22 protein-coding genes and 1 pseudogene are annotated in these 26,590 nt (G+C 37.9%); 13 read left to right on the top strand and 10 right to left on the bottom strand.

The genetic code is table 11. From position 1 onward, the window contains the following. Positions 1-269 precede the first annotated feature (269 nt). Positions 270-2,360, bottom strand: a complete 2,091-nt coding sequence (locus NG55_RS05750; RefSeq protein WP_065342649.1) for a TonB-dependent siderophore receptor — start codon at positions 2,358-2,360, stop codon at positions 270-272. Between the two features lie 154 nt (positions 2,361-2,514). Further along, positions 2,515-3,660: an acetyltransferase domain-containing protein gene (locus tag NG55_RS05745; protein WP_065342648.1), complete on the bottom strand. Its 1,146-nt coding sequence runs from the start codon at positions 3,658-3,660 to the stop codon at positions 2,515-2,517. Between the two features lie 552 nt (positions 3,661-4,212). On the opposite strand from NG55_RS05745, the gene NG55_RS05740 reads away from it, so the two are divergent. The 8 genes from NG55_RS05740 (at position 4,213) to NG55_RS05705 (ending at position 12,729) form a co-directional block, all read left to right on the top strand. Beyond that, on the top strand, positions 4,213-4,752 hold the full coding sequence (locus NG55_RS05740) for a lipocalin family protein (protein ID WP_378319684.1): 540 nt from the start codon (positions 4,213-4,215) through the stop codon (positions 4,750-4,752). 484 nt (positions 4,753-5,236) lie between these two features. Further along, entirely contained in the window at positions 5,237-6,226 is a 990-nt protein-coding gene (locus NG55_RS05735) for an acyl-CoA desaturase (RefSeq protein ID WP_065342647.1), read from the top strand. Further along, positions 6,223-7,500 (top strand): NAD(P)/FAD-dependent oxidoreductase, encoded by a 1,278-nt coding sequence (locus tag NG55_RS05730; protein WP_065342646.1) that lies wholly within the window; start codon positions 6,223-6,225, stop codon positions 7,498-7,500. Before NG55_RS05735 ends, NG55_RS05730 begins: the two co-directional genes overlap by 4 nt. A 10-nt stretch (positions 7,501-7,510) precedes the next feature. Continuing rightward, on the top strand, positions 7,511-8,326 hold the full coding sequence (locus tag NG55_RS05725; protein WP_065342645.1) for a DUF1365 domain-containing protein: 816 nt from the start codon (positions 7,511-7,513) through the stop codon (positions 8,324-8,326). Next, a complete protein-coding gene (locus NG55_RS05720; RefSeq protein ID WP_065342644.1) occupies positions 8,301-9,500 on the top strand; it encodes an SAM-dependent methyltransferase in 1,200 nt (399 codons plus the stop codon). The genes NG55_RS05725 and NG55_RS05720 overlap by 26 nt, the downstream gene beginning before the upstream one ends. 34 nt (positions 9,501-9,534) lie before the next feature. Beyond that, positions 9,535-10,314, top strand: coding sequence for a DUF1295 domain-containing protein (locus tag NG55_RS05715; RefSeq protein WP_065342643.1), 780 nt, complete (start codon positions 9,535-9,537; stop codon positions 10,312-10,314). An 8-nt stretch (positions 10,315-10,322) separates the two neighbouring features. Then, positions 10,323-11,372: an SAM-dependent methyltransferase gene (locus NG55_RS05710; protein WP_065342720.1), complete on the top strand. Its 1,050-nt coding sequence runs from the start codon at positions 10,323-10,325 to the stop codon at positions 11,370-11,372. A 31-nt stretch (positions 11,373-11,403) separates the two neighbouring features. Then, positions 11,404-12,729, top strand: a complete 1,326-nt coding sequence (locus NG55_RS05705; protein ID WP_065342719.1) for a sensor histidine kinase — start codon at positions 11,404-11,406, stop codon at positions 12,727-12,729. Here NG55_RS05705 and NG55_RS05700 read toward each other — a convergent pair. The 3 genes from NG55_RS05700 to NG55_RS05690 form a co-directional block, all read right to left on the bottom strand. Next, a complete protein-coding gene (locus NG55_RS05700; RefSeq protein ID WP_065342642.1) occupies positions 12,726-13,421 on the bottom strand; it encodes a response regulator transcription factor in 696 nt (231 codons plus the stop codon). The genes NG55_RS05705 and NG55_RS05700 overlap by 4 nt on opposite strands. 15 nt (positions 13,422-13,436) lie before the next feature. Next, the gene (locus tag NG55_RS05695) at positions 13,437-13,931 is read right to left on the bottom strand and encodes a chalcone isomerase family protein (RefSeq protein WP_065342641.1); all 495 of its coding nucleotides are present in this window, start codon (positions 13,929-13,931) and stop codon (positions 13,437-13,439) included. 76 nt (positions 13,932-14,007) lie between these two features. Beyond that, the gene (locus NG55_RS05690) at positions 14,008-14,574 is read right to left on the bottom strand and encodes a nuclear transport factor 2-like protein (protein ID WP_065342640.1); all 567 of its coding nucleotides are present in this window, start codon (positions 14,572-14,574) and stop codon (positions 14,008-14,010) included. Between the two features lie 190 nt (positions 14,575-14,764). Between NG55_RS05690 and NG55_RS21230 the strand changes: the two are divergent. After that, positions 14,765-15,063: pseudogene (locus NG55_RS21230) on the top strand (hypothetical protein). A 128-nt stretch (positions 15,064-15,191) separates the two neighbouring features. On the opposite strand, the gene NG55_RS05685 reads toward NG55_RS21230, so the two are convergent. Both NG55_RS05685 and NG55_RS05680 read right to left on the bottom strand, forming a co-directional pair. Then, on the bottom strand, positions 15,192-16,565 hold the full coding sequence (locus NG55_RS05685; protein ID WP_065342639.1) for an NAD(P)/FAD-dependent oxidoreductase: 1,374 nt from the start codon (positions 16,563-16,565) through the stop codon (positions 15,192-15,194). A gap of 74 nt (positions 16,566-16,639) precedes the next feature. Next, the gene (locus NG55_RS05680; RefSeq protein WP_065342638.1) at positions 16,640-17,392 is read right to left on the bottom strand and encodes a thioredoxin domain-containing protein; all 753 of its coding nucleotides are present in this window, start codon (positions 17,390-17,392) and stop codon (positions 16,640-16,642) included. Between the two features lie 81 nt (positions 17,393-17,473). Between NG55_RS05680 and NG55_RS05675 the strand changes: the two genes are divergently transcribed. Further along, positions 17,474-18,070 (top strand): TetR/AcrR family transcriptional regulator, encoded by a 597-nt coding sequence (locus tag NG55_RS05675; RefSeq protein WP_065342637.1) that lies wholly within the window; start codon positions 17,474-17,476, stop codon positions 18,068-18,070. Positions 18,071-18,292: 222 nt separating this feature from the next. Here NG55_RS05675 and NG55_RS05670 read toward each other — a convergent pair whose 3' ends face one another. Next, complete coding sequence (locus NG55_RS05670; RefSeq protein WP_065342718.1) at positions 18,293-20,302, bottom strand: esterase/lipase family protein; 2,010 nt, start codon at positions 20,300-20,302, stop codon at positions 18,293-18,295. A gap of 604 nt (positions 20,303-20,906) precedes the next feature. Here NG55_RS05670 and NG55_RS05665 point away from each other — a divergent pair. After that, positions 20,907-21,779, top strand: a complete 873-nt coding sequence (locus tag NG55_RS05665) for a phytanoyl-CoA dioxygenase family protein (RefSeq protein WP_005273480.1) — start codon at positions 20,907-20,909, stop codon at positions 21,777-21,779. Between the two features lie 215 nt (positions 21,780-21,994). Then, positions 21,995-22,627 carry a TetR/AcrR family transcriptional regulator gene (locus NG55_RS05660; RefSeq protein WP_065342636.1) on the top strand — a complete coding sequence of 211 codons (633 nt, stop codon included), beginning with the start codon at positions 21,995-21,997 and terminating at the stop codon, positions 22,625-22,627. Positions 22,628-22,837: 210 nt separating this feature from the next. Here NG55_RS05660 and NG55_RS05655 read toward each other — a convergent pair whose 3' ends face one another. Further along, the gene (locus tag NG55_RS05655) at positions 22,838-23,752 is read right to left on the bottom strand and encodes an alpha/beta hydrolase (protein WP_171257941.1); all 915 of its coding nucleotides are present in this window, start codon (positions 23,750-23,752) and stop codon (positions 22,838-22,840) included. Positions 23,753-23,824: 72 nt separating this feature from the next. After that, positions 23,825-25,360: a flavin-containing monooxygenase gene (locus NG55_RS05650; protein WP_171257922.1), complete on the bottom strand. Its 1,536-nt coding sequence runs from the start codon at positions 25,358-25,360 to the stop codon at positions 23,825-23,827. Between the two features lie 417 nt (positions 25,361-25,777). Between NG55_RS05650 and NG55_RS05645 the strand changes: the two genes are divergently transcribed. After that, positions 25,778-26,383: a TetR/AcrR family transcriptional regulator gene (locus NG55_RS05645; protein WP_065342633.1), complete on the top strand. Its 606-nt coding sequence runs from the start codon at positions 25,778-25,780 to the stop codon at positions 26,381-26,383. The last annotated feature ends 207 nt before the right edge of the window (positions 26,384-26,590 follow it).

Raw genomic sequence — 26,590 nt, 5'->3', positions numbered from 1 at the left:
GGTCTAGTCTGTCTGTAGTTTACTCAACTTAATTGATATGCATCCAATTTGTATAGCCCCTCATTATCTAAAAAACAAAAAGATAAGCTGAGCAAGGCCACAAGATTCTATTAGGAAGCTTTAGATCATGTAGCACGACAGGGTAATGTTAATGCGTATTATAAGGTTGACGGTTATATCCGATGCTGACAATATTTTTGCACTTTCATAAGTTTAATGGTTAAGGCTGTATCAGCTTAGCTAGCCTTAACGCATTCATTCAAACATTTTTAAAATTTCCATTGCACTGCCAATGATGCATTCAATGGTTCACCAGGCTGTATCCACATCTCACTATAACTCGCCGTGTAATAGGTTTTGTCCAGAAGGTTATTCAGGTTGAACTGATAACGTATTTGTTCACTTGGCGCATAGTAAGCATTTAAATTAATTAATGTATATTCAGGAAGATTGAATCCGTTATCAGTGCTATGACCACTACGTTTCCCAACATAAACAGCTGTTGCCCCAACGCCTACATTTGAGTTGTTTGATAACATCCATTCATAGTTTGTACTGATTGAACCACTATGTTTGGGAACGTTGCTTAAGCGGGAACCCTTAACAAGTGTTTGATCCTTCTCAATTTGAGCATCTGTGTAACTATAGTTGGCGCGAAGTGATAACTGGTCATTCAGTTGTGTTTCGACATCTAGCTCTATCCCTTGGCTAGAGACTTCTCCCGCGGTTATCTGGAAGTTGTTATCTATTGGGTCTGTTGTGAGCACATTTTCCTTATCCATTTTAAATAATGCAACACTGATCAGACTTTGTGGGTTGAGTTGGTATTTACTGCCGATTTCATAACTTTGACCTTTTTCTGGGTTAAAGGTTTGATTATTGCGATCCATGCCACTATTAATTGCAAATGATTGGCCATAATTGGCATAGACTGACCATGCATCACTCAAACGATAGTTCAAACCAAAACGTGGACTGGTTTGTTGTAAGTCTTTTTGATTTGAGGTCGTGGCAATCTTATTCACAAATTCTTGTGTGACATGATCAAAGCGTAGACCAAGTAAAACACTCCATTGATCATTTAAAAATATCTGATCTTGGACATTGAAGGCGAAGTATTTTTGTCGATCCTCAGTGTCAATAAATAGGGGAAGGTCTGGTAAATATTTTCCATAGGTAGGTTGGTAAATATCAATGGTGTTGGGTATATCTGAACTATGATTACGGCGTAGCTGCAATTGGCGATATTTCATTTGTCCCATTTCCGCACTCAACAATATTTCATGTTTTGCCCAGTCTTGCTGGATCGTGCCTAACATTTCTGTTTGGAATAACACATCATCACTTTTATTATCCCGATAACGTCGCTGCCGCTCTAAAGTACGACCATCGCTTTGTATACGACGAGGTTCACTTGAAAAACCTTTTAACAAACTATCTTTAACACTCAAGGCACTTTTGACTTTCCAATCGTCATTTAACTGATGCGTGAGTCGAATTTGATAAAAATTATCAGTTTGTAAATGATCTCCATCATCTGGTTCACCTGTATAGGTTTTTGGATTCATCATAATTTTCTGCTGATAAGCACTAATACCACGATCAAATAATCCTTCTACACGGGTGAATTCTGTGTCTATGTCCAATTGAGTTCGATCAGATAACTTCCAGCTTAATTGCGGAGAAAAAAACCAGCGTGAATTACTCACATAGTCCCGAAAACTCTTATTATCTTCGTGTGCAATAGCAAAACGATATGCTAATTGGTCGTTAATCGGGGCGGTATGCTCAAAGCTAGCACGATATTTTTCTAGACTATTCGCTCGTAAATTGATTTCACTAGATGATTCCCATGCTGGCTTTTTAGTATTGATATTGAGTAAACCACCCGTTTCTCCTCGTCCATATAGTGCAGCCATTGGGCCTTTGAGAAACTCTAAAGATTCAATATTGACCATATCCCGAGACGCACTGAGACCCCGATTTACACTTAATCCATTTCGAATTATTTGCGGTCCGATATTCGGGTCAGTACTAAATCCACGAAATGAAAAATTATCCCAGAAGCCACCACCATAATTGGTTTGACTGAATACGCCACTGACTTGGTTTAAGGCATCATCTATACGTTGCACATCCTGCTGTTTTAAAACTTCCTGAGAAAGAAAGCTACGACTGGAAGGGGTATCAAGTACATCATGCGTAAATTTAGTTGATGCAGATGTTGTTAAGACATCTTGATCTGTTTTTTGTGCTTGTATGACGATTGTTGGAAGGGGAGTCGTCGAATCAGATGTTTGTGCCCAAACAAAGTTTGAGAGTAATGAACATGAAGATATTAGATAAAATTTGGAAAGCATAGTGAGAAAATATAAATTAAGTGTAATGTTATATTATTACATTTAAATGGTGTTTTGCATTTTATTTCTTAAATATTTCAGAAGATTGGAGGTGATTAGTTGTTCTAACCACTTCCAATTACCTATCTTAAACAGAGCGAAAACTTACATTCAGTTAGAAATACTTAAGCAGAGTGATATGCTTATTTCTATGTTTGAATTCAGAAAATTTATAAACAAGAGGATACAGTAATATACTGAGGACAATAGCAATTGCCCAAAGCGTTGAAACGCTTTCAACACCGTAATATTCGCCGTAATTTTTACCAAAAATATTGACAGCAATAAGGTATAGAACTTTCAATACATATAAGTGGACGATATAAAAAAACATCGGCACAGAACCAAATACAATTAAAGGTTTAACCCAATGCTTACTTTCAACTTTTTGCAACAAAACTAATAGAATCAGTCCAACACCCACATTGAAAAGCGTGAATAGAAGTGAGGGTGGGTATTTAGTAAGATTCATAAAACTCATTGCAGTCTCAGTAAATGAAGGCATTACGATCCAAGCTTGATCGCCATAAAAATTCAAATACCGTAAAAGAACGAAGGTTCCGATACTCGCTAGACCAAAGCTGAGTAAGATCTGGTTCTTCTGACGCATTGTTTTGGATTGATGAAATACTGTTGTACCAATGCAGTATCCTAGTGTAATGATCCCGATCCAAGGTAAAACAGGATAAGAAGTTCTCAAGCGAATGACATCTCCAAATATAATCCAGCCTCTTTCATGGAGGATTAACCACAAGTTATGCAGAATTGGAACATTTTCAAATGAAAGATGATCAAGTAAGTTGTGCCCAAAAATGATCAGCAAGCTAATGAACCAAAGCAATTTTCTAGGTAACCCAATGAGAGCTGCTAGGGCGAGCATGCTAATACCAATTGCCCAAATGACTTGTAAATAAACAACGTTAGGTGGGAAGGTTCCAGTCCATGCAAAATTAATGACAATTAGCTCGAGGAAAATTAAGAATAATCCCCGCTTTAAAAGAAACTCTCTTGTCATCGCTAGATTATTCTTTGCTTGATAAAGATAAGCGGATAGCCCCGTTAAAAGTACAAAAACAGGTGCACATAAGTGTGCCAATATTCGACTTAAGAAAAGAGATTCTTCAGTACCTGGGACAAGCATTGGATCAGGAACTTGATGATGAAGGTAAAAAGTCTCTCTAACGTGATCGACCATCATGATTAAGATAACCAAACCTCTAAGAGCATCAATTGCTTGTAAACGTTGAGAAGATATAGACATAAATTAAGTAAGAAATTAATGATATGTTATAATATATCATTAATTGGGTGGCTAATATAAATAATAAAACTCTGTTAGGAAATTTTAGATTGAATTGTGAGATATGATCATGTCAGCATTTAAAATGCATGGAGCAATATTGGGTGAATTTGTTTTTTATCAAAATTAAATTTAAATAAAACATTATTTTATTTTTCTAGTTCAACTGACGCCATCCTCAAAATATTTTCCAAGATCATTCGATCTTATACAAAAATTCTTTAAGAGAAGCATTTGATCATGTAGCAAGATAAGGTTAGATCAATGTTATTAGGTACGAAAAAAGGATTAGGTGTTTTTGTAGAGCAAGTGGAGTGAGAAAAGCATTTATAAAAGTAGAATTAGTGCTATGAATTTTAATTTTTTCCATATATTCAAATGAGTAGGACGTATCTATATTTTATTCTTTCTGTATTGAAGATATTAATTTCACAGTTTATTCACATCAGCATCTATTAACTTAAAAAATTATAAAAGTTAAGGGTGATATGTATGCAACTTATTAAACGAACAATGATTTTTTCTGGTTTGATTGCTTCTTTAGGATTTTTAGGCTCTTTTGCAACGCATGCAGAAACCAATACTCCTAGAGCAGTGGATAAGATTGAGGTCGATAAGTATATCGGCAAGTGGTATGAAATAGCACATTTTCCGATGTATTTTCAGCGAAAATGTGTGAGTAATACTACAGCTAACTATTCGCTCAACACTGATAAAACGATTGCTGTAATTAATAGTTGTCGTACAAAAAAAGGAGAAACCATTAGTTCTGAAGGTGTCGGTTATCCCCAAAATGAAGGGAATAGTATGCTAAAAGTTAGCTTCTTGCCTTCTGGATTACGATGGATTCCGTTCACCAAAGGAGATTATTGGATTCTAAGAGTTGATTCAAACTACCGTGTTGCATTGGTAGGGGGGCCATCTCATAAGTACCTATGGATCTTATCAAGAGATCCGAATTTGGATGCAGCAACGTACCAATCGTATGTGCAAACTGCACGCGATTATGGATATGATGTTTCTAAGCTGGTTCGCACTCCACAGAAACAATAAGTGGTAAATAGTTGAATTGGACTAGTTTTTAATTCAACTTAATTTTCAATGTTATTTATTAGACTTTTGAAATCTATTGATTGCATAGGTTGTAAAGACTTTCGTAAGCTCGGAATGATTTTCTGGAATTAATTGAGAGTTTTTAGGAGAGTTATACACTTTTGATAAATTTGCGTTTAACAACCAATCAATCACAATTCATTTAAGGTTTTAGTTGAATTGCTATCGAGACATATAATTCTTTTAAAGGATTGTATGTCTATCTCACAAATATTAATCATTCGAGCGATTACCAAAAACTATTCAGGTGAAAGTTTTAGCGTAGTTGAGAACATCTTAAGAATAGTGCGCATTAATCAAATATAAATTTATGTTTTTTAATGATTTTGTATTAAAATAGGGGTGGTCAGTCAAGCTTCACATAAAATTCATATCGAATTTTCTAAAATGATAATTATAAAAATGAGGTAGTCAGGAAGAATCAATGTTTAAATTTTTTCTGGGATGGATAGATAGTTGGTCAAATACAAATACGCTTGGATCAAATCCAGTTGATGGCCCAAAAAGCATTAAAGATACTCAAGTCCAATGGTTGAGAATTGTTCCATTTATTTTACTGCACATTGCTTGTTTAGCTGTCTTCTGGGTAGGCATTTCATGGGTTGCAATTATTTTTATGATCATGTTTTATGTGATCAGAATGTTTGCAATTACCGCCTTTTTCCATCGTTATTTATCCCATAAAACATTTCAAACTTCACGGCCAGTACAATTTATTTTTCTGCTTATAGGAACAATGAGTGCACAACGAGGCCCGCTCTGGTGGGCTGCACATCATCGGTATCACCATCATTTTACCGATACAGAACAAGACCCTCATTCATCTACCCATGGTTTTTGGTACAGCCATATTGGGTGGTTTTTGAATGAACAGAACTTTTCGACGCGTAAACATGTCATCAAAGACTGGCTAAAATTTCCTGAAATCATCTGGTTAGATCGCTTTAGTTTCCCCATTGTTCTAATGACTGCTCTTGCTGTCTATGTATTGGGCGAGTGGCTCGCTGCTAGTCATTCGAATTTAGGCACTTCTGGGCTGCAACTATTGGTGTGGGGCTTTGTTGTTTCAACCGTGCTATTGATTCATGCGACTTTATGTATTAACTCACTGGCTCATTTATACGGAAGCAGAGATTTTGATACCACGGATAATAGTCGTAATAATCTTTTTCTTTCAATTATAACGTTAGGAGAGGGATGGCATAACAATCATCATTATTATGCAGGTAGTACGCGTCAAGGGTTTTTCTGGTGGCAAATTGATATCACCTATTATCTTTTAAAAGTAATGTCTTGGCTGGGTTTAATTTGGGGAATAAAACCTGTACCACAACGTATTTATGCTGCTTATAACAGTCAAAAACTAAATCTTAAGATGAACCCAATCAAAACTCAAACCAAGGAGTCTTCATGAAAATTGCAATTGTTGGCTCTGGTATCTCTGGAATGTATGCTGCATGGAAACTCTCAAAAATGCATCATGTGACCATTTTTGAAAAGCAGGACTATTTTGGTGGGCATACTGATACCCATGAGTTTAGTGTTGATCAAAAGAATGTAAGCGTAGACAGCGGATTTATTGTCTTCAATGCCTATAACTATCCACTTTTTAGTGCAATGCTTGCTGAGCTTGGAGTCAAAGCACAGAACAGCGATATGAGTTTTTCCGTCAATAATCTGGTGACAGGACTTCAATATAATCCTTCAAAGAAATGGTCATTATTGGTTCGACCACAAAACTTTTTAAATAAAAACTTTCGGGTGATGCTGTCGGATTTACTTCGCTTTTATAAAGAAAATAAAGATGTTTCTGTTGAGGAAAGCCATCCTGAATTAACCATTGACGAGTATTTAAATCATCATGGATATTCTCAGGTGTTTAGAGATGAACACCTCTATCCAATGTGCGGGGCGCTTTGGTCAAGCCCTGTCGATCAAGTAGGCAATATTCCCTACAAGTTCGTGGTAAGTTTTTTTCAGCATCACCGTATGCTGCAATTAAAAGATCGACCGCTGTGGCAAACTATCAAAGGCGGCTCAATATCCTACATCTATGCAATTCAGCATCATTGCCCAACAATTATCTGGAAAAAAAATCAAGTAAAGCAAGTGATCAGAAGCAAAGATCATATCTCCATTGTGACAGCACATGGGCAAGAGCAATTTGATTGGGTCATTTTTGCAAGTCATGCCGACGACACTTTAAAACTATTAGTTGAGCCTTCAGACAGAGAGCGCGAAGTCTTAGGCAGTTTTGAATACCAAGATAATCGTATGGTAGTACACCATGATACATCGATTATGCCGAAATCTAGATCTCAGTGGGCAAGCTGGCATGTTCATGTGACACCCCAAGCTCAAAATGAACAATCGACCTTGACTGACAATGTTCACTTTGGTTTTACCTATTGGATGAACAGTTTGCAAAATTTGAACTGTAAAACACAGGTTTTTTCTACACTTAATCCCAATACACCGATCGCCAAAGATAAGATTTATATTGAAAGACATTATCGTCATCCCGTATTTAATAAAACTGCGCTTGAGGCCCAATCCCGTTGGCATGAATTAAACGGCAAAAATCGTAGTTCATTTTGTGGTGCGTATTGGGGGTGGGGATTTCATGAAGATGGGGCAAGAAGTGCTGAACGTGTTGTAGAACATTTAATGACTATAGCTGATGAATAGGGGGCTGAGTATGTTAGAAACTCCACTTGCTATCGCGAAAGCAAAAATCAGACATCGCCGATTTACCCCTAAGTCACATGAATTTAAAGCAACATTAAGCTATTTATATTTTGATCCTGATCAGATAACAACGAAACTCAGTGATTCATGGTTATGTTCAACAGCACACTGGAATCTTCTAAAGGTAGATGAAAATGATTTTTTGCAGGGTTATACAGGGAATTTAAGGCAAAGGATAAAAAAAATCTTATTGCAGCAAGTAGATGCGGTCTTGCCGATACAATCAGAAATTCGTGTATTGGCTTTACCACGAATGCTTGGTTTCAGTTTTAATTCAGTGGTGTTTTATTTTATTTTTAATAGTCAAAAACAGCTTCTTTTTATCTTAACTGAGATCACCAATACGCCTTGGAAAGAACGCAAAGTTTATGTGCATGATTGTCGTGATAAGTTAATACACCATTCTGAGTATCATGGTGCAGAATTCGAATTTCAAAAAAGTTTTCATGTTTCTCCATTTATGCCGATGGATATTCAGTACAAATGGCGCTTTAACTTTTCTGATGCTCAAAACGTCATTCATATGCAGCTATATCAAACACAAAAATTAATTTTTGATGCAACGATGCTGTTCGAATTAGAAAATATCACAGTTCCTTCACAGCTCAATCGTTATGCTGTTCATTATGTTTTTGAACCTTTCAAAATGCTCGCTTCGATTTATTTACAAGCATTTTATTTATGGCGAAAGAAAGTTCCATTTTATCGGCACCCTAAAAAAGATAAGGATTTAAAACAAGATGATCAAAACGCTTATTTTCGGTGAAAACGATTCACTGCCATTGGTTTTACGCAGCTTACTCAAACTTCGTCATGGTCAAATTCATTTCCGTGGTGCGTGGAATGGTACGGTAGGAGAAATTTCTGATTTAGAATCAACGGTGGATGTGCATAATAAAGCCCTCATTGATCTAATTTTTAAAAATGGTGTACTTGGGGCGGCAGAGGGTTATATTCAGGGATATTGGAGCAGTGAAAACTTAGTTGAACTGATCCAAATTTTAGCGAGAAACCGTCATGTTCTCGATAAAATTAATCAAAATATGCTTTCGCAAGCAAGCCAACTGATTTTAAAAGCGTGGTACAAAACACGTAAAAATTCATTATCAGGCAGTCGCAAAAATATTGCAGAGCACTATGATCTCAGCAATGATTTTTTTAAGCTCTTTCTAGACTCTTCCATGATGTACTCCAGTGCAGTCTATAAGCAAACGCACATGACATTAGAGCAAGCATCTGATTATAAAAAAGAATTGATCTGCCAAAAATTGCAATTGAAACCCATGGATCATCTCGTTGAAATCGGAAGCGGTTGGGGCGGTTTTGCGATCTATGCAGCCCAGCATTACGGCTGTAAAGTGACCACAATTACGATTTCACAGGCTCAGTACGATGAGGCAAATAAACGTATTGCAGCAGCAGGTTTAAGCCATCGTGTACAGGTTGAACTCAAAGATTACCGTTTATTAGAAGGTAAGTTCGACAAATTGGTTTCCATCGAAATGATCGAAGCTGTGGGTGAACAATATTTATCAACTTACTTTAATAAATGTAGATCCCTGCTTAAGCCAACTGGTTTGGGATTGATCCAAGCCATTACCATCGAAGATGCACGTTATAAAAAAGCATTAAGCACTGTGGATTATATTAAACGCTATATTTTCCCGGGTAGCTTTATTCCATGTATTAGTGTGCTGACCCAAGCCGCATCTGAACAGAAATTACGTTTAAAACATCTTGAAGATATTGGGCTTAGCTATGCTGAAACGATCCATCAATGGCGTGAACGTTTTTTAAATGCCAAACCAGAAGTATTGGCATTGGGATTTGATGAAAACTTTATTCGACTGTGGGATTTCTATCTTTGTTACTGCGAAGGTGGCTTTAAAGAAGGTGTAATTAGCAATGTACAACTTTTATTTGAAGCAAGTCCTTATTAAAAATAAAGTTATTTGATACGTCAAGGAGACAGTCATGTTGTGGCAATTGTTTGTACTTGATGTTGTCGTGATGACAGTTTGCTGGTTGTGGGCAATATATAACCGCCGTGCAGGTATTGTTGATGTGGCATGGAGTTTTTGTATTTTCCTGAATATTGTCATTACGGCTTGGTGTGTAGATGTTGCACCAGAGAATGTCACATGGTTTATCGGCATTCTGAGTTCTGTCTGGTTTTTACGATTGAGTGTGCATTTATTTCGCCGTTATATGGCAGAGCACGAAGAAGATCGTCGATATGCCAATATGCGTCTAGCGATGGGAAAATATCAACACCTTGGCTTTTTTGCTTTTTTTATGTTTCAGGCTGGTTTAGCAATTTTATTCAGTATTCCAATGTGGAGTTTACTGAATGTGCCAAGTACGGTTTGGAATAACCAAAGCAATGATCTTCTCATTATTGCAGGCATCATTATGGTGATTGCATTTATGGGAGAAGTAATTGCAGACCAGCAATTATACCGTTTCAAGCAAAATCCACAGAATCATGGAAAGACGATGGATCAGGGGCTATGGAAATATTCACGTCATCCAAACTACTTTTTTGAATGGATACATTGGTTTGCCTACCCAGTAATCGGGATTGCAGCAGGATTATATAGCCTATGGATTTATCCAATTTTGATGTGGTTCTTTTTGTATTACATCACGGGGATTCCATTTAGTGAACAGCAGGCATTAAAAAATCGAGGACAGAATTATCTCGATTATCAAAAACGAACTTCTATGTTTATTCCATGGAAACCCAAACAATAGGTGAGCGTATGGACTTTATTATTCAGCAATCATTGAAACTCGTTGAGAGTGGCCTAGTGCCCGATCAAGCGATTCGTGCAGCAATTCGTACATTAAGTAAAAAGCGTTTGATTCAAGAGGGGCGCTATGATCCAGAGCAAGGTGCTCAACGCTATATGGATGTGTTGAACATGTTGAAGCAGAGTGAAATTGCGATTGAAACAGACAAAGCCAATGAACAACATTATGAGTTGCCAACCGCTTTCTTTCAGGCAGTTTTAGGCAAAAGATTAAAATACAGTGCCTGTTTTTTTGCTGATGATACAACCCAATTAGATGAGGCGGAAGAATTCGCACTTCAAGTTTACAGTGAACGAGCGCAATTGCATGATGGTCAAAATATCTTGGAACTCGGCTGTGGTTGGGGGTCTTTTACCTTATGGATGGCGGAGCATTATCCGAACGCTAAAATTACTGCAGTATCCAATTCCGCAACGCAACGTCAACATATTTTAGCTGAAGCAGAAAAACGTGGTCTGGAAAATATTAAAATCATCACCTGTGATGTCAACATACTCGAATTAAAAGAAAATTCGTTTGATCGTGTTGTGTCTGTAGAAATGTTTGAGCACGTTAGAAACTATCAAAAATTATTTCAGAAAATTCAATTATGGCTCAAGCCTAATGGATTGTTATGGTGTCATATTTTTTGCCATCGCTTCTTACACTATCCATTTGAAATAAAAAGTGAATACGACTGGATGTCTCGCTACTTCTTTACAGGAGGATTAATGCCAGCAACGTCTACATTTTTGCATTTCCAAACAGATTTGGAGTTATCACAGCATTGGCAATGGTCAGGTACGCACTACGAAAAAACAGCAAATGCCTGGCTGGAAAACATGGATCGTAACGCTGGACAATTAAAACCACTGTTCGAGCAAGTATATGCACAGCATGCCGATGCTTGGTGGCAACGTTGGCGTATCTTTTTTATGGCTTGCGCGGAATTGTTTGGATTTGAACAAGGACAAGAATGGGTCATCGGTCACTTCCTGTTCAAAAAGAAAACCGTATAATTAAAATGAGAATCTATTAGTAGATATGTTTATGTTTAAATCCAATAAAAGCGGTGAAAATATTCATCCACTGAGTGAGATGTTTAATCGTCATTATTGGTTGCAAATCGGGTTAATCGCGCTGTCGATTATTATCGGTATTGCATGCAGTGCCTGGGTCATTAAAGGCTCACTGCTCAAAACAGCGCTTGAGCAAGAAATGGAACATTATTGGATGCGAGTTGATCGTAATCCCAATGCTGATTTACCTGATACAAAAAATTTATATGGCTATCGCTGGCTAAGTAAAGATCCACCTTTAGTGTTTAAAAATCAAACTTTAAAGCAGGGCGTTCACCGAGTCTTCGTCGATGGTAAAGATCGAATGACTGTTTATGGTGAAAGAAATGGACAACATGTCCTTCTTGTTTTTGGTGAAAGTAATGTCAACAAAATTGTGTGGATGTTTGGTTTAGCACCGTTAATGTTCAGCCTGATTGTACTGTATAGCATCTTATGGTTTTCAAATCGGCGAGCTAAACGTTATTTTTCACCAATTACACGACTGGCAAATGCTTTAGAGCATATTGATTGGGCACATCAAAATAAAGAAGCTTCTCCCTTTCAAGGGATCAGTACCAACGGTAATCTGGAAGCTGAATATTTAAAGCAAGCTTTAGAAAAATATCATCAAGTTTTAAACGATTTCATCAACCGAGAACGTGAGTTTACAGGGGATGTTAGTCATGAATTACGCACACCACTCACAATTTTAAAAGGTAGTGTACAGCTTTGTCAGGTTAAATATGGGGAAGATAAAGCACTGCATCGTATTTCTAATACCATTGAAGATATGCAATTGCTTGTCGAAACACTATTGGCGATCGCACGCAATACCACCAATACCTTAACTGCCGAACAAACCCGATTATCCAATATAATTAGTGATTTGCTAAAGGATCTAGAGCCTGTTAGTCAAAACAAAGGCGTTCAATTTTTTGTTCATTACGATCCTCAAGAGTTTCCTCGACTCATTTATCCCTCAATGACTAAAATGGTGCTGAGTAACATTCTGCGCAATGCATTGAATTATTCTCAAGGATCTAATATCCATATTATTCAACGCCAAAATAGTATTGTGATTGCTGATAATGGGATTGGGATTGAGATGCCGAATGATCGTAAAGTCCAGGAGTTAAGCTCACAATTTCAACTTACAGCCAAAGGGCATGGGATTGGTTTACAACTGGTTAGGAAGCTATGTACTCAGTTGGGATGGAGAGTTGAGTTATTTGACCGCCAATATTATTTAAGCACTCATCCTCATCTCCAATTAGAAAATACAACTGGTTTAATTGTTGTGGTGTATATGAATTAATGAGTACTCAAATCAAACGCAACTTTTAAACCAACGCCTGAAATGGTATGGATCAGTTTCTCTTGAAAAGGCTTATCAATCATTTTTCTTAAGCTATAGATATGACTACGTAATGCATCACTTTCAGGTTCTTCATCACCCCATAGTTCGATCACAATTTCTTGTTTAGTAATGACTTTGGGAGAGTTTCTCATCAAAATTTTAAGTAATTTGAATTGAATACGGGGCAGCTCAATCGACTGACCTGCACGTGTTACGGTTTGAGTCGAACTGTCTAAAATTAGGTCATGAATTTGGATTTTACTTGTCGATACCTCCCCAAGAGAGCGCTTAATAAGTGCCCGAATACGCATCACCAACTCATTAAAATCAAAAGGTTTGATTAAATAATCATCTGTTCCTACGGTGAAACCCTTTAGTTTATCATCCAATGTGTCTCTGGCCGTTAACATCAGAATTGGAATATCTTTGCCTTGATCAGTCCTCAGCCATTCACATAAATCATAGCCTGAACCATCGGGTAAATTAATGTCGAGTAAAAGTAAATGGTAAGGGTTTGTTTTTAAAAAAATGCGTGCAGCATCTAAATTACGGGCATGATCAATGACAAAGCCATGTTGTTCTAGAAACTCACAGACTGTTGCAGCAAGTTCGAAGTGATCTTCGACCATAAGAATAAATTGATTGTTCATAATAATTTGATCAAGTTATAGATTTAGTAATTGTTGCTTTAATTTAGCATTAAATGGTGAGTCCCCAAACCATATTTTAAAGTATTGATTCGCTTGAGAATCAGTAATTGAACCTAATCGTTTTTGGTTCAAAGACAAGCTTAGCTGTTTGCTCATTTGGTCATAATTTAAAGTGTAGAGGTCGCCCTTTTTGACAGGATGATATAAGTCAGTAATTCTGTTTAAAACCGATTCGTTCGAAAAATTAGTCACATTCTTTTTAAGGTAGTAAGTCGCCGCTTTTTTAAATGCCCATTCTGGAATATTTTGGTTATAAGTAAAATCTAACCTAATATTTTGATTTTCCCAGTTTTGACTGCAATTATTGGCATAATAGCTTACTGATCCCACATTTTTTGTCGTGACGACGAGAGGGGCTGTTTTACATAGTTGCGTGTTTGCATGTACTAAGCTTAAAGGTGTGATAAGACATGTGACGCTCAGTCCAATTTTTCTTAAATAATTAAGCATTTCGCACCTCTACTTTTATATTTAATTCAACAATCTATAGCTGTTCATTAATCTTATTTACTAGGCTGAATTTAAACTATTTTTTAAATGGTAAAAACAAGGAATAAGCATTTCCTACATAAGGTAGAGAACGATATAAACCATTAGCAGGGTCCCAATAATCTTGCTGAAAAATGATCAAACCCTTGTTGTTAATTTTGATTTGGCTAATTCCATATGAGGACATCGTTTTTATACGGCCAAACATTTTGAAGTCATACACCATATGCCAATGTATATAGGCAGAATCATCTGTGTGCGTTGCGCTCATTAATTTTACAGTGACATTGCTGACACGCTTGTTCATTCCTTCAAAATGTTTAATGAGCTCATTTTTAGTAGAAAATTGAGAAAGGGTATCATTGATGTATAAATGATCTGCATAGAGCCGGCTTGTGTTTTGAACAAAATCAATAGTTCCCATTGTATTAAATGCAGCTACAAAGCGCTGTCCGACAAGCTGAGCTTGTTGATCATTCAATATAATTCCTGAGATCTGCTTATTTGCTTTATCAAAGTCAGTGCTATAACTTGGTATACTTTTACAGCTAACCAATGAAAGTAATGCCAGTGTTGAAACTGTTACACTTCTTAGAAATGTCATATTGCTAAACTCTCTCCATTTTAAAATTAGCTTAAAACAGAAAGCGTGAATAGGATGTGAAATGCAATATAGATAGTTTTAGCTGAAGCTTTTCACCTCAAGAAAGTCGATGAAAAGAACAAATTAGTAGGTTTTTTATCAGAAGGGTTTATTTGTTCATAGGGTAAATAGGCGCTAATGTTTTTCAACTTTGGAGCTTGCGGCTAGTTTTGCGATGACTAGTGTAACTTTCGCAATTTCGGAGCAGGTGTGGAGCAAACATGACCAAGATATAAAAGTTGCATGTATAAAAGCCACACAGCATTAAAAATGCCAAGCCAGTGAATAATGTCTTGCTGTTTGATGATCGTGTTGGATATTCTTCACTTCTGATTCAAGGAAAATATCCGTAAGCACATATGAAAAACAAAAATGGATCAAGAGCTCTGTTTATGGAACAAGACATCTAAGAAAGCTTATTTAACTGAAGCAAACATCAAAGTACAGTGATGTGATCATGAAATGTCTAGTGCTTGATTTATTTAATAAATCGTTTATTTCTTTAATTTGACAGTCACCGTTTTCATAAACATTTAAACAAGCCCTTGATCTTTCAAGGGCTTGTTTATTTAAAGTTTTTATATCTCCGAATCTGTACTCATAGAACGTGCTTTACGGTCAGTTAGACGATCATAAAAAGCAGCCGCTGAGAAAGCGGTTTTAAAAGCACACCACTGCAATGGTTCAGGGAGGGTCGAAGGCGTTTTATGATACAGGGCTGTTAAAATAGGATTCTCAACGCCTTTGATTTTCTCGGCAAGTAACTGCCCCATAAAGGACTGAGTAGCAAGCCCATGCCCAGTACAGCCAGCAATATAGATAATATTTTGATGCGTTCCTGTAGTACCTACCACAGGCAGGAAATCATATGCTACGCTAACGTAACCACTCCAGCAATGCTTAATACCAAGACCTTGCAAGGTAGGATGACGTTCACGCAAGGTTTGTGCCAGTGCAGCATAGGCATCTTGATCTGGCACATTCGGAGTTTTTGAACCATAAACATAATTTAACTTCTTCACCGTCAACACCATCGTATTGTGTGCTGTGAGACGATGGCTCTCCATCATGAGATGCGGTGTAATAATTCCTTCTCTATTCTGCCAACCCAAAGATGCCAATTGCTTTGGAGACAACTGTTGGGTTTCAATTGCTGATACACGTATCGGCGCAACCTTATCACGTAGTAACCCTAACTGAGGTGTGAACGCATTTGTCGCCAATACTACGATTGGGGCAGTTGCACGACCCCGTGGAGTCTTGCAGGTTATTTCCGCGCCTTCACTGTAAGACAGCAAGGGCGTTTTTTCATAGAGCTTAACGCCTGCCTGAATTGCCGCACGACGTAAACCGCCGACATATTTACCAGGATTGAGCGTGCCGCCACGTTGCTCACTACCAAATAGAAACGCTGGTGGAATACCGCGAGTGCGCATCTCGGCTTGATCTACAAAGCGAGTGATTGAACCCAGTTCACGACCAACCTCCATACTGCGACGTAGCCATTTTTCCTGAGAAGGATCAATCGCAGCACGTATGATGCCAGAAGGATTGTAATCACATTGAATTTCCAACTCGGCTAGACGCTTTTCGACGTAGTACACGGCCTCGTCATAAAAAGTCACAAATTTTCGTGCGTGCTCAACACCGACGCGTTTTGCGAACATTTCAAACTCAATGCCCATACTGCCAAGCAGATAACCAGCATTACGGCCACTGGCACCGAAGCCACCGAACTCCTGTTCAAGCACAATCACTTTTGCACCACGGGCAGTCAGCTCAAGGGCAGTGGAGAGCCCCGCAAATCCAGCCCCAACCACAATGACATCAGCACTGTCGGAAGCTTCCAGTTCAGGCTGAAGATCACTTGGTTCTTCTACCCAGCCACCAAGAGATCGAAATGGCAATGTGCTTGGATTGTAGTTCTCCATTTCTTCATTGAAATGATTCATTTGCTATCCTTTTATCTTCACTGTACTTGCGTACAGGGTTTGATTTTAAAAGTAATTATTTGGTGGTTTGTTGGTTAGTGGGCTGGAATCAGAGATTCTCTGGAAAGTGTCTGGGAACGTGCTAGTGCGTTATAGGCGTAATACAACTGGATGACCGCATAAGCCCAAGTGATGAATGCCCAGGTCATAAAAATCATATGCGTATCATCGCCAGGGATCGGGAAGAAGTCATAGACGATTGCGACGGCGAGGCTGACGATCAAAGTGAATGTTGTCGCCACGGCATGCAGCGTTTCCCCAGCACGTACCAAGCAAAGAATGAAGTAGCAGAGATAGATCGCAAGAATCATCCACATGGCGACGTAAAAATACGGGCGTATCCCGTCAAAGAAATCGGCCAAGAAGATAACAAATGTGCCCGCGAATGCAGCGGCGAACAGCAGCACTTCATTCAACGCTGTGGGTTTATAATTATGGGTCAATGCCATTAAGCCTAGTACGGCAATGACGGGCATACCAAAGCTGCGTGAGAATGAATCTAGAAACATTGTAATTGAATAATGAACATGCCCACCCGTTAGCATATACAAAACAAAGTTTGTCGCAGAAAAAGCAACAATCCACCATTCTAGTCCAAGCAGGCAATTGTTTTTCTTGAGAAATTTTGCGCCGTAAATCCAGCCCGAAAGCGCCAATACAATACAGGCAACCAGCCCACATATATTGATAATTTCTAGAATAGCGGCATGCAGCATTTCACTATCAGTTAAGATTTTTGCTGTTGTAGCGTCCATTTCGCTACCGACAGCAAGTCCAAGAATTTTCATGATATGACTTCCTTTAATTAATTGACTGTCATGTCAGTAAAATAATATGGTATGATTAATTAGTAAACATTTTTTTTATTTATGACGATGATGGAAAACAAGATTGGAAGACCGAGTAAGGCGCATGAAAGGTCATATGAAATTCTTCAAGCTGCTGTCTCAGTAGTTGCAAAGGAAGGATTAGAAGGTATTACCTTTGCCAAAGTAGCCGAAGCTTCAGGCATGCAACGTACGCTAGTTCATCATTATTTTTCTTCACGTGCAGATTTAATCAATGCTTTCATAGAGCATTACATTGGCGAAATGGGGACTGAAATTATTCATCGTTTCAGTGGAAAACCATTGAGCGATAGAATCATCATGTTATTCACGCCCGAAGTTTATCGGACTCAGGATGATTTGATTGTTTGGCTAGAACTGGTTGCGCAAAGTGCCAGGAATTCCTTGATCAAGCAAATGTTGCATGATCTTTGGACACAGCATTGGCTACCTGATTTTGAAAGTCAGTTGGCACAGGAGTATCCCAAGGCAACTCAAGATGCGATTAGTTCGACCGCATATGTTCTTGCTTGTTTATTTGAAGCATATTGGGGATTTAGTGTTCAAGGTGTTACGGATACACAAAAACAAAAGCAAATGGAACAAACAGTATTAATGCTGTTGAATCGCTTGATGTAATTTGGTCAGCAGAAAAAATTGCGAAAGATTACTTGGGAAAAAATGCGCTGAATTAAACCAGCCCTCAAGATGCTTTATTTAGCTTATATACCGAGTGGGTGTCTTTCTCAGTAAACTATTACACAATGTATTGAAATGACGAGAAGAAATTCGTAAAAGAATACAGGAAAGCGAGAAATAAAAAGAAAAAAGCTAAAGTGTTCCCACTTTAGCTTTGGAAGTTTAGTTTTTCATTTTGTTTAAACCATGCTCGGTTAAATGTTGACTTAAGATACGGCGAAGTTCCAATACCGTTTCAGGCTTTATTTGAATAGAATGCCCGCCTTTAATGATTTTCTCTGAAATTGCACCTTCTAAATGGGCACTTTTATAAGGAACAATGCCATCCGTAATCGTATCAGTATCATTGCTTTTGGTGATATTGCCCATGATGGAATGAAAAACCAAACCTTTTTTAGGCTGTATATCTGAGGTGAGTTCCATAAACTCCGATTTATTACTTAGATCGCTAGGGCCATTTTGCAGCCTGTTATTGATGGTTCTTACAAAGTCTTTCAGATCATCATCATAACTTGTCAGTGTATCGGTTAATGTTTTTAAAAATGCTGAGGGCAGTCCAATAATCTTTCGTGCAGTTACGGTAAACCAGCGGTCGGCGTAGCTAGTTCCACGATGAGGCGCAGCGAGGAAAATGACGCGATCAAAGTTTGGAATCGGTTCCATCTTTAAGCGTTCGCCTATGATGGGATGTTTTCTCATCCGTGCTTGCACGTGGTTACTCATCATCGGTAAGGCTTCTTTTGAAATATCCGCATGACTGACTAAAAGGCGGCTAATAATTCCTCCCATGCTATGACCAATCAGAACAGCATTTTGAGATGCAGGGTCTTGGGGATTGAGAGAGGCAAACGTTTGTTTCAGTAAAGCAGAAATCTGAAAGCGACTTTCCAGAATAGGCATATTGGTTGAGTAAAATACCTGCCAGACCTGATAATGCTCACGTAGCGTCTTATCGCCCATAATTTCATTGGTCACCGCAATCCATGCCTCTGGGCTACTGGCGAGTCCGTGGATCAATACAATCACTTTTTTATTCGGATTATAAGGTTCAAGCATATATAGATGAGGCATGGTCAAACGTTGATTACGGTCAATCAAGGTTAGGTAGGCAGCAGAGCCCAAGTTATTCTCCGCTAACCATAAACCATAGGGTGCAGAGAAGTTCGCAGCAAGAGAATATTCTTTATCTTCAATTTTGATCTTTTCTACATTGTAAGGATCGTAGATTTTTATTTTGAAATCAGGCCGATTGAGTATCTCGCTGAGTGTGGCTTGCTCATCGACTGGCTGGGCAATCAGCGTCGACGCAAGATAATGGGCTTGATGGATATTGGGATTAACGCCATTTGGGTAAGCATAGCTCAGTGGATCAAGAATATATGGATTTCCATTTTTGGGATCATTTTCTTTAGTGTGCAAAACCGCGACGAAATCTGCACCGAAACCATCACGACGGTTAATGGTTCTTAATCCAGAGAAGTTCATGTTGTAGCTTGAGGTAAATTTCTCAAGCTTTTTACCTTGTAGTTTGGGATATGAATCAATATCAATCTTATAAGTACTTTCACCAATTTGAATGCTAGCTGGAATCGTCGCTGATGAATTCTTAGCACTGTACACATTTACTAACTGGTTAAGTGCCTGATTATAGAAGTCCCGAATTTGCACCTGACGGTTATCGAAAATACGGTCTTGAGGCTGACGAGAGGTCTTAAACAGATAGGCATAGCTATACCGAATACTTTTATCTAAAGCTTGCAGTTGTTGGTCTAAACATTCATTCACCTGTGGGGCGAGTTTAGCGCTGGTTTTAGGGTTTTTATTTATTTTGCAATCATTTGAGTCTGCAAGAGTCAGGGCTTTAGAGAGATATAACTCGCTAGCGGCTGATAATAATTGTTCTGTCTGTACCTGAGGAATTTTTTCCAGATCGACAATACATGCATCTGGATTTTTCATGCACAGTTTCATATCCATATCGGACATATAGAGCAGATTCAGGCTAGCGCCACTTAATTTATTTTGAGTGAGAATACTGTTACGTTCATTGGCAATGGTGGTATGCAGTGTCTGTTTTTTTAGGCTAACCACCTGACAGCCACTTGTTATCAGAACGCTAAATACAGCCAGAATACACAGTGGCTGATATAAAGGAAATGTAAGTCTTTTCATAAATTGGCTTTTCGGCATTCTGTCCAGATGAGGGGAGTTTTTGATGCTGCTATTATTTTGAATGTTTGTGTAATGACGATTATTAAAGTGTGGAAACAGTGTGGAGATCAGAGAATAAATTAGACTGCGATAAGAGAATTGATTTATCTATATAAAATTCAAAATAAGAATCTTTAAGGCTCGTCGTTTTGAATTGCTCATTAGTTTTTTCTGATAAAAATTCTAGTTTATCTAAATTATCCAATGTCAATTTGTAATTAGACAGGCAAAGCATTTCCTAGAAATTGTTTTTGAAACCATGAAAGACAATTCTATGATGCCTCTAACTTATCAAGACCATCGCTAAAGCTAATTTTAGACCTTCTCTCTGATAGATCCAACGGTCTCAATTACGTTTCCAATATGTGATTCGCTCCTAAGTTCTTCATATCTTTATTTTTAATTTACTCGTTGAAAGCTCGTATATCGATTAAATTGAAAATATTAAACTATTGTTCATATAGTTATATTTACTTTTTTATGATTAATTAAATATATATTGCTCAATAAAACTATATGTTATATAGTTTTATTGAGCAGGACTAAGACGAATAAGGAGAGTTACATGTCTATGCAATTAAGAAGAGTGGACAAAAATGTCGATTTACAAGAACTTTTTGGCATTCTAAAAGAAGATGGTGCAGTGATTTTAGAAGGATTTGCGAGTCTTGATCAGGTTAAGCAAATGAATCTGGATTTTGATCAACCTGTAATTGATACTGGGCCAGGAACAAAAAAAGATGATATAGATGAATTGCTTAAACAATTCCATGGCTACCAGACAACTCGAGTGAATAATTTAGTCACGCATAGTCAAACGTTTAGAGAGCAGATCTTGAATCATGATCTGATTCATGCGCTTGGTGAACATTTTTTTAGAGAAGAAAGTGGTGATTGGTGGCTGCAAGCGACTCAGTTAATTCAAATTGGCCCAGGTAATTCAGCACAAGCACTCCATCGAGACTTAGAAAACTATCCGGCTATTATTGGCTTGGGTAAAAGTGGACCATGTGTCACAGCAAATTGTATGATCGCTTTAACTGATTTTACCGAAGATAATGGTGCAACTCGTGTTGTTCCTGGTAGTCATCTTTGGGATGATTTTAATATGGCAGTTGAGGATCGTTTTAAACATGAAGATACGATTCCTGCACTTATGAAAGCTGGCGATATGCTGATTTGGGAGGGTAAGGTGGTGCACTCTGGTGGAGAAAATAAAACTCAAAATGAGTATAGACGCGGTATTACCATACCGTTGACTCCAGCTTATTTTACGCCAGAAGAAACTTATGCCTTCTCAATTGATCTAGAAATTGTGAAAACATTACCTGCGCGTGTGCAAAAAATGATTGGATTTAGATCCGTTTTTCCAATTACAGGTAATGGTTTATGGCAACATAATTATGAAAGATTAGAAGAGTATCTCGGTCTGGATTAATTTATTAAGCTACTCTTTATAAGAGAAAAGTTCAGAAATCAAAAAATGGTGGTCTAATCTATGTCAGGAGTTAGGCTGCCATTTATTCATAGGATTGAATTTGAAGGGAATGAGATCAAATACCTGTAAGTTTTTTAGGAAAACTTATAGAATGAATCAGCAAGAAAAAAATCAAATTTTTGTACTGATAATCGCTTTAAAGTTGGTAGAGTGTTGTGTCTAATAAAAGTGAAAAACGTAGTAGAGCTCCTCAGCAAAGGCAAATAGAAAGAACCAATCAAATTTTAGATTGCATGGAGTCTCTGCTCAGGGAAAAAGATCCTGATGATATTGGTCTGGCAGAGATTTCCAAAATCACAGGTATCGGCTTACCCTCTATCTATTATCATTTTCCTAATAAAAATAGTATCTTAATTGCACTTGCAGAAAGAGTTCATGAGCTTTGGAGAGAAAATATTCGTTCCTACCAAATTTCTCATACCGACTCTTGGCAAGCGTTAATTCTTCAGATTTTATGGATAGGTGCAAACTATCTAAATAACAATGCTTTTGTCCCTAAATTAATGTTGAGCAGTACTGCACCAGCTGAAACAAAAGCAGTAGATACCAATCAAAGTGCAAATTTAGCTATCGCGATTATGGACAAATTAGACACATATTACGAGGGTGTAAATAGAGAGCGGTATACTGAAAAGATGATTATTGCGATGTATATATTGGATGGGATCTGGAAGAATGCTTTTCTACAATATAATTCTCTCCCTGATGAAATTGTGAAAGAGTCCCATAAAGCGCTTATCTCTTATTTAAGATGCTATTTACCTGAAGATTTGGAACATAGAAATTAAGAAATGGGCAACTTTGAATGATGTCTGTTTAAGATTTTATCTGATGATTTAATCACTACTTATATGAGAATGTAATACAGGACATAGTTGGTGGTGAAAGACACCTATTTGATTATTCTCGTTTAAAAAAGAAGAAAATATGCGGTTAAATATTAAAGGATATTCAACCACATATTTGATTTATTCCTGATCAAGCCTTTTAGGGTGGCATCATTTAGAAGCTTGGCTTGAGAAGGTTTTCTTTAAGAAATTGATCTGATCAATCAGGACGGTTTCACCCCATGATTCAGTATAGAAATCAAAATGATCAATGGGATATTCCAACAATTCAGCTGGGCCTTGAATCAGACTTGCTGTTTTCCGGGCTGGGTTTGGTGGCGCAATCTGGTCATTGGCACCAACCTGAATCAAGGTTGGGCACTTCACGTTTTTTGCAAAAGCAACGGGTCGGTTGTATGAAACTTCCAGAGCTGCACGAGCACAGACCTCATTTCGCCAAGTTGGCCCCGCCATAGAGATATAGCTTTCTTCGGCGCCCGGTGTGCTGATCATTGCAGCCGTACCTGGTTGTCCCACAATTGGAATGAGATGAGGAGGGCGTTGAGTGATGGCATGTATTAAATCTTTTATGCCATGACCGATTGCAGTCGAAATCTGCTTTATTCCACCATATTGGAATACTTGTTTTAAAGCGGCTAAACCATCAGTTGCTGGATTCATGGATACAACAGCCGATATTTGGGGATCTTGTGCAGCAACCACTACCACATGGCCACCAGAATATGATGTACCCCACAGTGCAATACGATTTCGATCTACATTGGGTAAATTCCGTACAGCTTCGATTGCTGCATGATAATCTTCGCGTTGCTGAATATAAGATACATGTTGTCTTGGTAGTCCAGCAGACTCTCCAAATCCACGATAATCAAATGCGAAAGTATCAAAACCTGCCTGACTGAAAGGCTCGGCAAAATCAAGTAAACCCGTATCTTTAGTACCACCGAAACCGTTACCCAAAATAATACAAGGTCGTCCTTGAGAAGACTTGTATTCATCCGATTTTGCAGGGATGTACCATGCTGAACAGGTAATTCCTTTACTTGTAAATTTAATATTTTCCATCATATTTTTCCTGATTAATTTCGATCCCATATGGGTATTTTTCAATAAGGGACGAAAATGTGCATCGCCGTGTTAGGCCTGAATTTTAATCTGCGCTGTCATCGGTTCTTCAGTAACGACAGCGAGTTTTTTCTTGGGCTGGGTTTTCGTGAACTGTAACTCTTGATCCAACACTGATCCTTTATGAAGTCGTTCAAGATCGAATTTATAATCGTGTTTTAGTGTCCATGCACCTTCCGTTCCTGCCATCGGGAACTGTGTAATGCTGCGTTGAATGTAGCCCGAGTTCAAATCCACAAAGGGAACACGTTTCATGTTTTTATTACTTATTACAGGTGTGAATGTTCCGTAGTTATTTTCATCCATGTAATCCAGTAATCTACAAAAGTGTTTCCAGACCAGATCAACTTTTAGAGTCCAGGCGATATTGGTATAACCAAATGCGAAGGCAAAGTTGGGAATATCAGAAAGCATCATCGATTTAAAAATCGTGGTGTCTGGATAATTTATTTTTTTCCCGTCCACAATTAATTGCGTTTTGCTAAATGCAACAGCATTGAGACCAGTAGCCGTAATAATGATATCCGCTTCCAGCATTTTTCCTGATTTAAGTAAGATTCCATCTTTGTTAAAACGTTCAATATGATCAGTCACGATAGATGCTTTGCCAGAGGAAATTGCTTTAAACATATCGCCATCGGGGACAACGCATAAACGCTCATCCCAAGGATTGTATTTAGGTGAAAAATGAGTGGAGATATCGAAGTCTTTCGGGAGGTTACGTCGTACATCCGAGATTAAAAAACGACGCATCAGCTTCGGAAAACGGCGACTTAAGTTGTAGACGCCTCGAGTTAATGCAACGTTTTTACGGCGCACAAGATCAAACGCAAGCTGGGCAGGAAGAATACGATTGAGTGTATTGGCAATGGCATCGGTACTTGGTGCTGCCATGACGTAACTTGGCGATCTCTGAAGCATCGTGATGTGTTCAACTGTTTGAGCCATCGCTGGAATTAGAGTCACTGCTGTCGCACCACTACCAATCACGACTACTTTTTTCCCAGCGTAATTCAAATTTTCTGGCCAGTGTTGAGGATGGATAATTTGCCCTTGAAATTCTTCGGTTCCCTTAAACTCAGGTGTATACCCTTTATCATAGTCATAATAACCCGTACCCATGAGTAAGAAACGGGAGCGGAAGGTGGTTAAATTTTTTTGATCTTTACGTTTTACTTTAACAGTCCAAATACCTTCTTCTGATGAGAACTCCGCACTCATCATGTAATAGCCAAATTGGATATGTGGTCCAATTTCATTCTCATCAATGGTCTCTTGCAGATAATCACAAATCATTTGTGCGCTGCCGAAAACCCTTTTATTTGTCCACGGTTTAAAGCCAAATGCAAAAGACTGCATGTCTGAATCTGAACGGATACCTGGATAACGAAACAGGCTCCATGTGCCTCCGATTTTGTCACGACCTTCTAGTACAGTGAATGTTGTACCAGGTCTATACTTTTTTAAATGGTATGCTGCACTGATACCTGCAATCCCTGCGCCGATAATTAAAACATCAGTAATAGCAATTTGATCTGATGTACTCATATCTTTTTCCTCTTCACACAATTTTAATAAATTGAGCATCAGTTAGATTCTCTAAGATGATGATTTTTATAATCTTCATTTTCCCTGATGAACAAAGTCCTTGATCCAGTCCACTTTCACTTTGATTTAAATCAAGGTGAGGTTTAGGCATATCAATATTATTAATCCCATAATTACATAATGTCAATGACACAGTGTAATTATGGGGTGAAATGAAGATTTAGCTTGAAAGTAAACGAATGAAAAGAATGTAATATTTAAATTAAGATTATGAATTTTATCAATTATATTGAATTTTAAAATGAGCAGTTTTTTCTTTAGTTTGAGTTATTGTGAGATGTGATGAGAGTTATAAAGACTTGTCGAAAAAATTATTAATACCTACAATGGCCATATGCAAATGGGAAATAGGATCGTATGACAACCTCTCGCCGTAGACTTAAACATGATCCAAAAGAATCTGAGCGAGAAATATTAGAAGCTGCTGAACAGTTTTTAAATGAGCATCATTTTCGTGATCTGAATATTGATGAGGTCATGCGACGTACAGGTTTAAAACGCCCAGCTTTTTATGTCCATTTCCGCGATAAACATGATCTTACGCTACGTCTTGTTGAGAATATTGCTAGGGAATTATTCAATATCGCAGATAGGTGGCTGGCTGGAACTACCCCACAAGAAGATTTGCGGCGTGCTCTCGTAGATTCTGTACAAGTCTATGTACAACATGGACGTTTATTAAGAGCTTTTGTCGAAGCTGCAAGTGGGGATGAACGTGTTGAGAATGTCTATCGTACTTTAATACAGGACTTTATAACTGCTGCCGCTCAACATATTAGGGCGGATCAAGCAGCAGGGCAGATAAAAAAAGATATTGATGTTGAGGAAACGGCAAAAGCACTCATATGGCTGGAAGAACGATATCTTTCCGAGGCTTTTGGTCGTTCATCTCATGTAGAACCTGAGGTTGTTATTCGTGTACTTCAAAATATCTGGATTTCAACACTTTATGATCATAAATAGAAATTTAAGTGCATCAATTTAATAAACCACTGATTTAAAATACTTTGTTTATCAGATATTTGATGTGAAAAATATAAGCAATTAGAACAACTCTGCTCAATAAATTACACAGTGTCATTGACACTGTGTAATTTATTGAGCAGTATGTTATTTGTCCATTTTATATTGTCTTAATGATAGTGAATGGACTTGGAAATTTTTAATCGC

The organism is Acinetobacter gyllenbergii (genome assembly GCF_001682515.1).
In the GTDB taxonomy this organism is placed as follows: domain Bacteria; phylum Pseudomonadota; class Gammaproteobacteria; order Pseudomonadales; family Moraxellaceae; genus Acinetobacter; species Acinetobacter gyllenbergii.
This window is presented reverse-complemented; position numbering and strand designations above follow the sequence as displayed.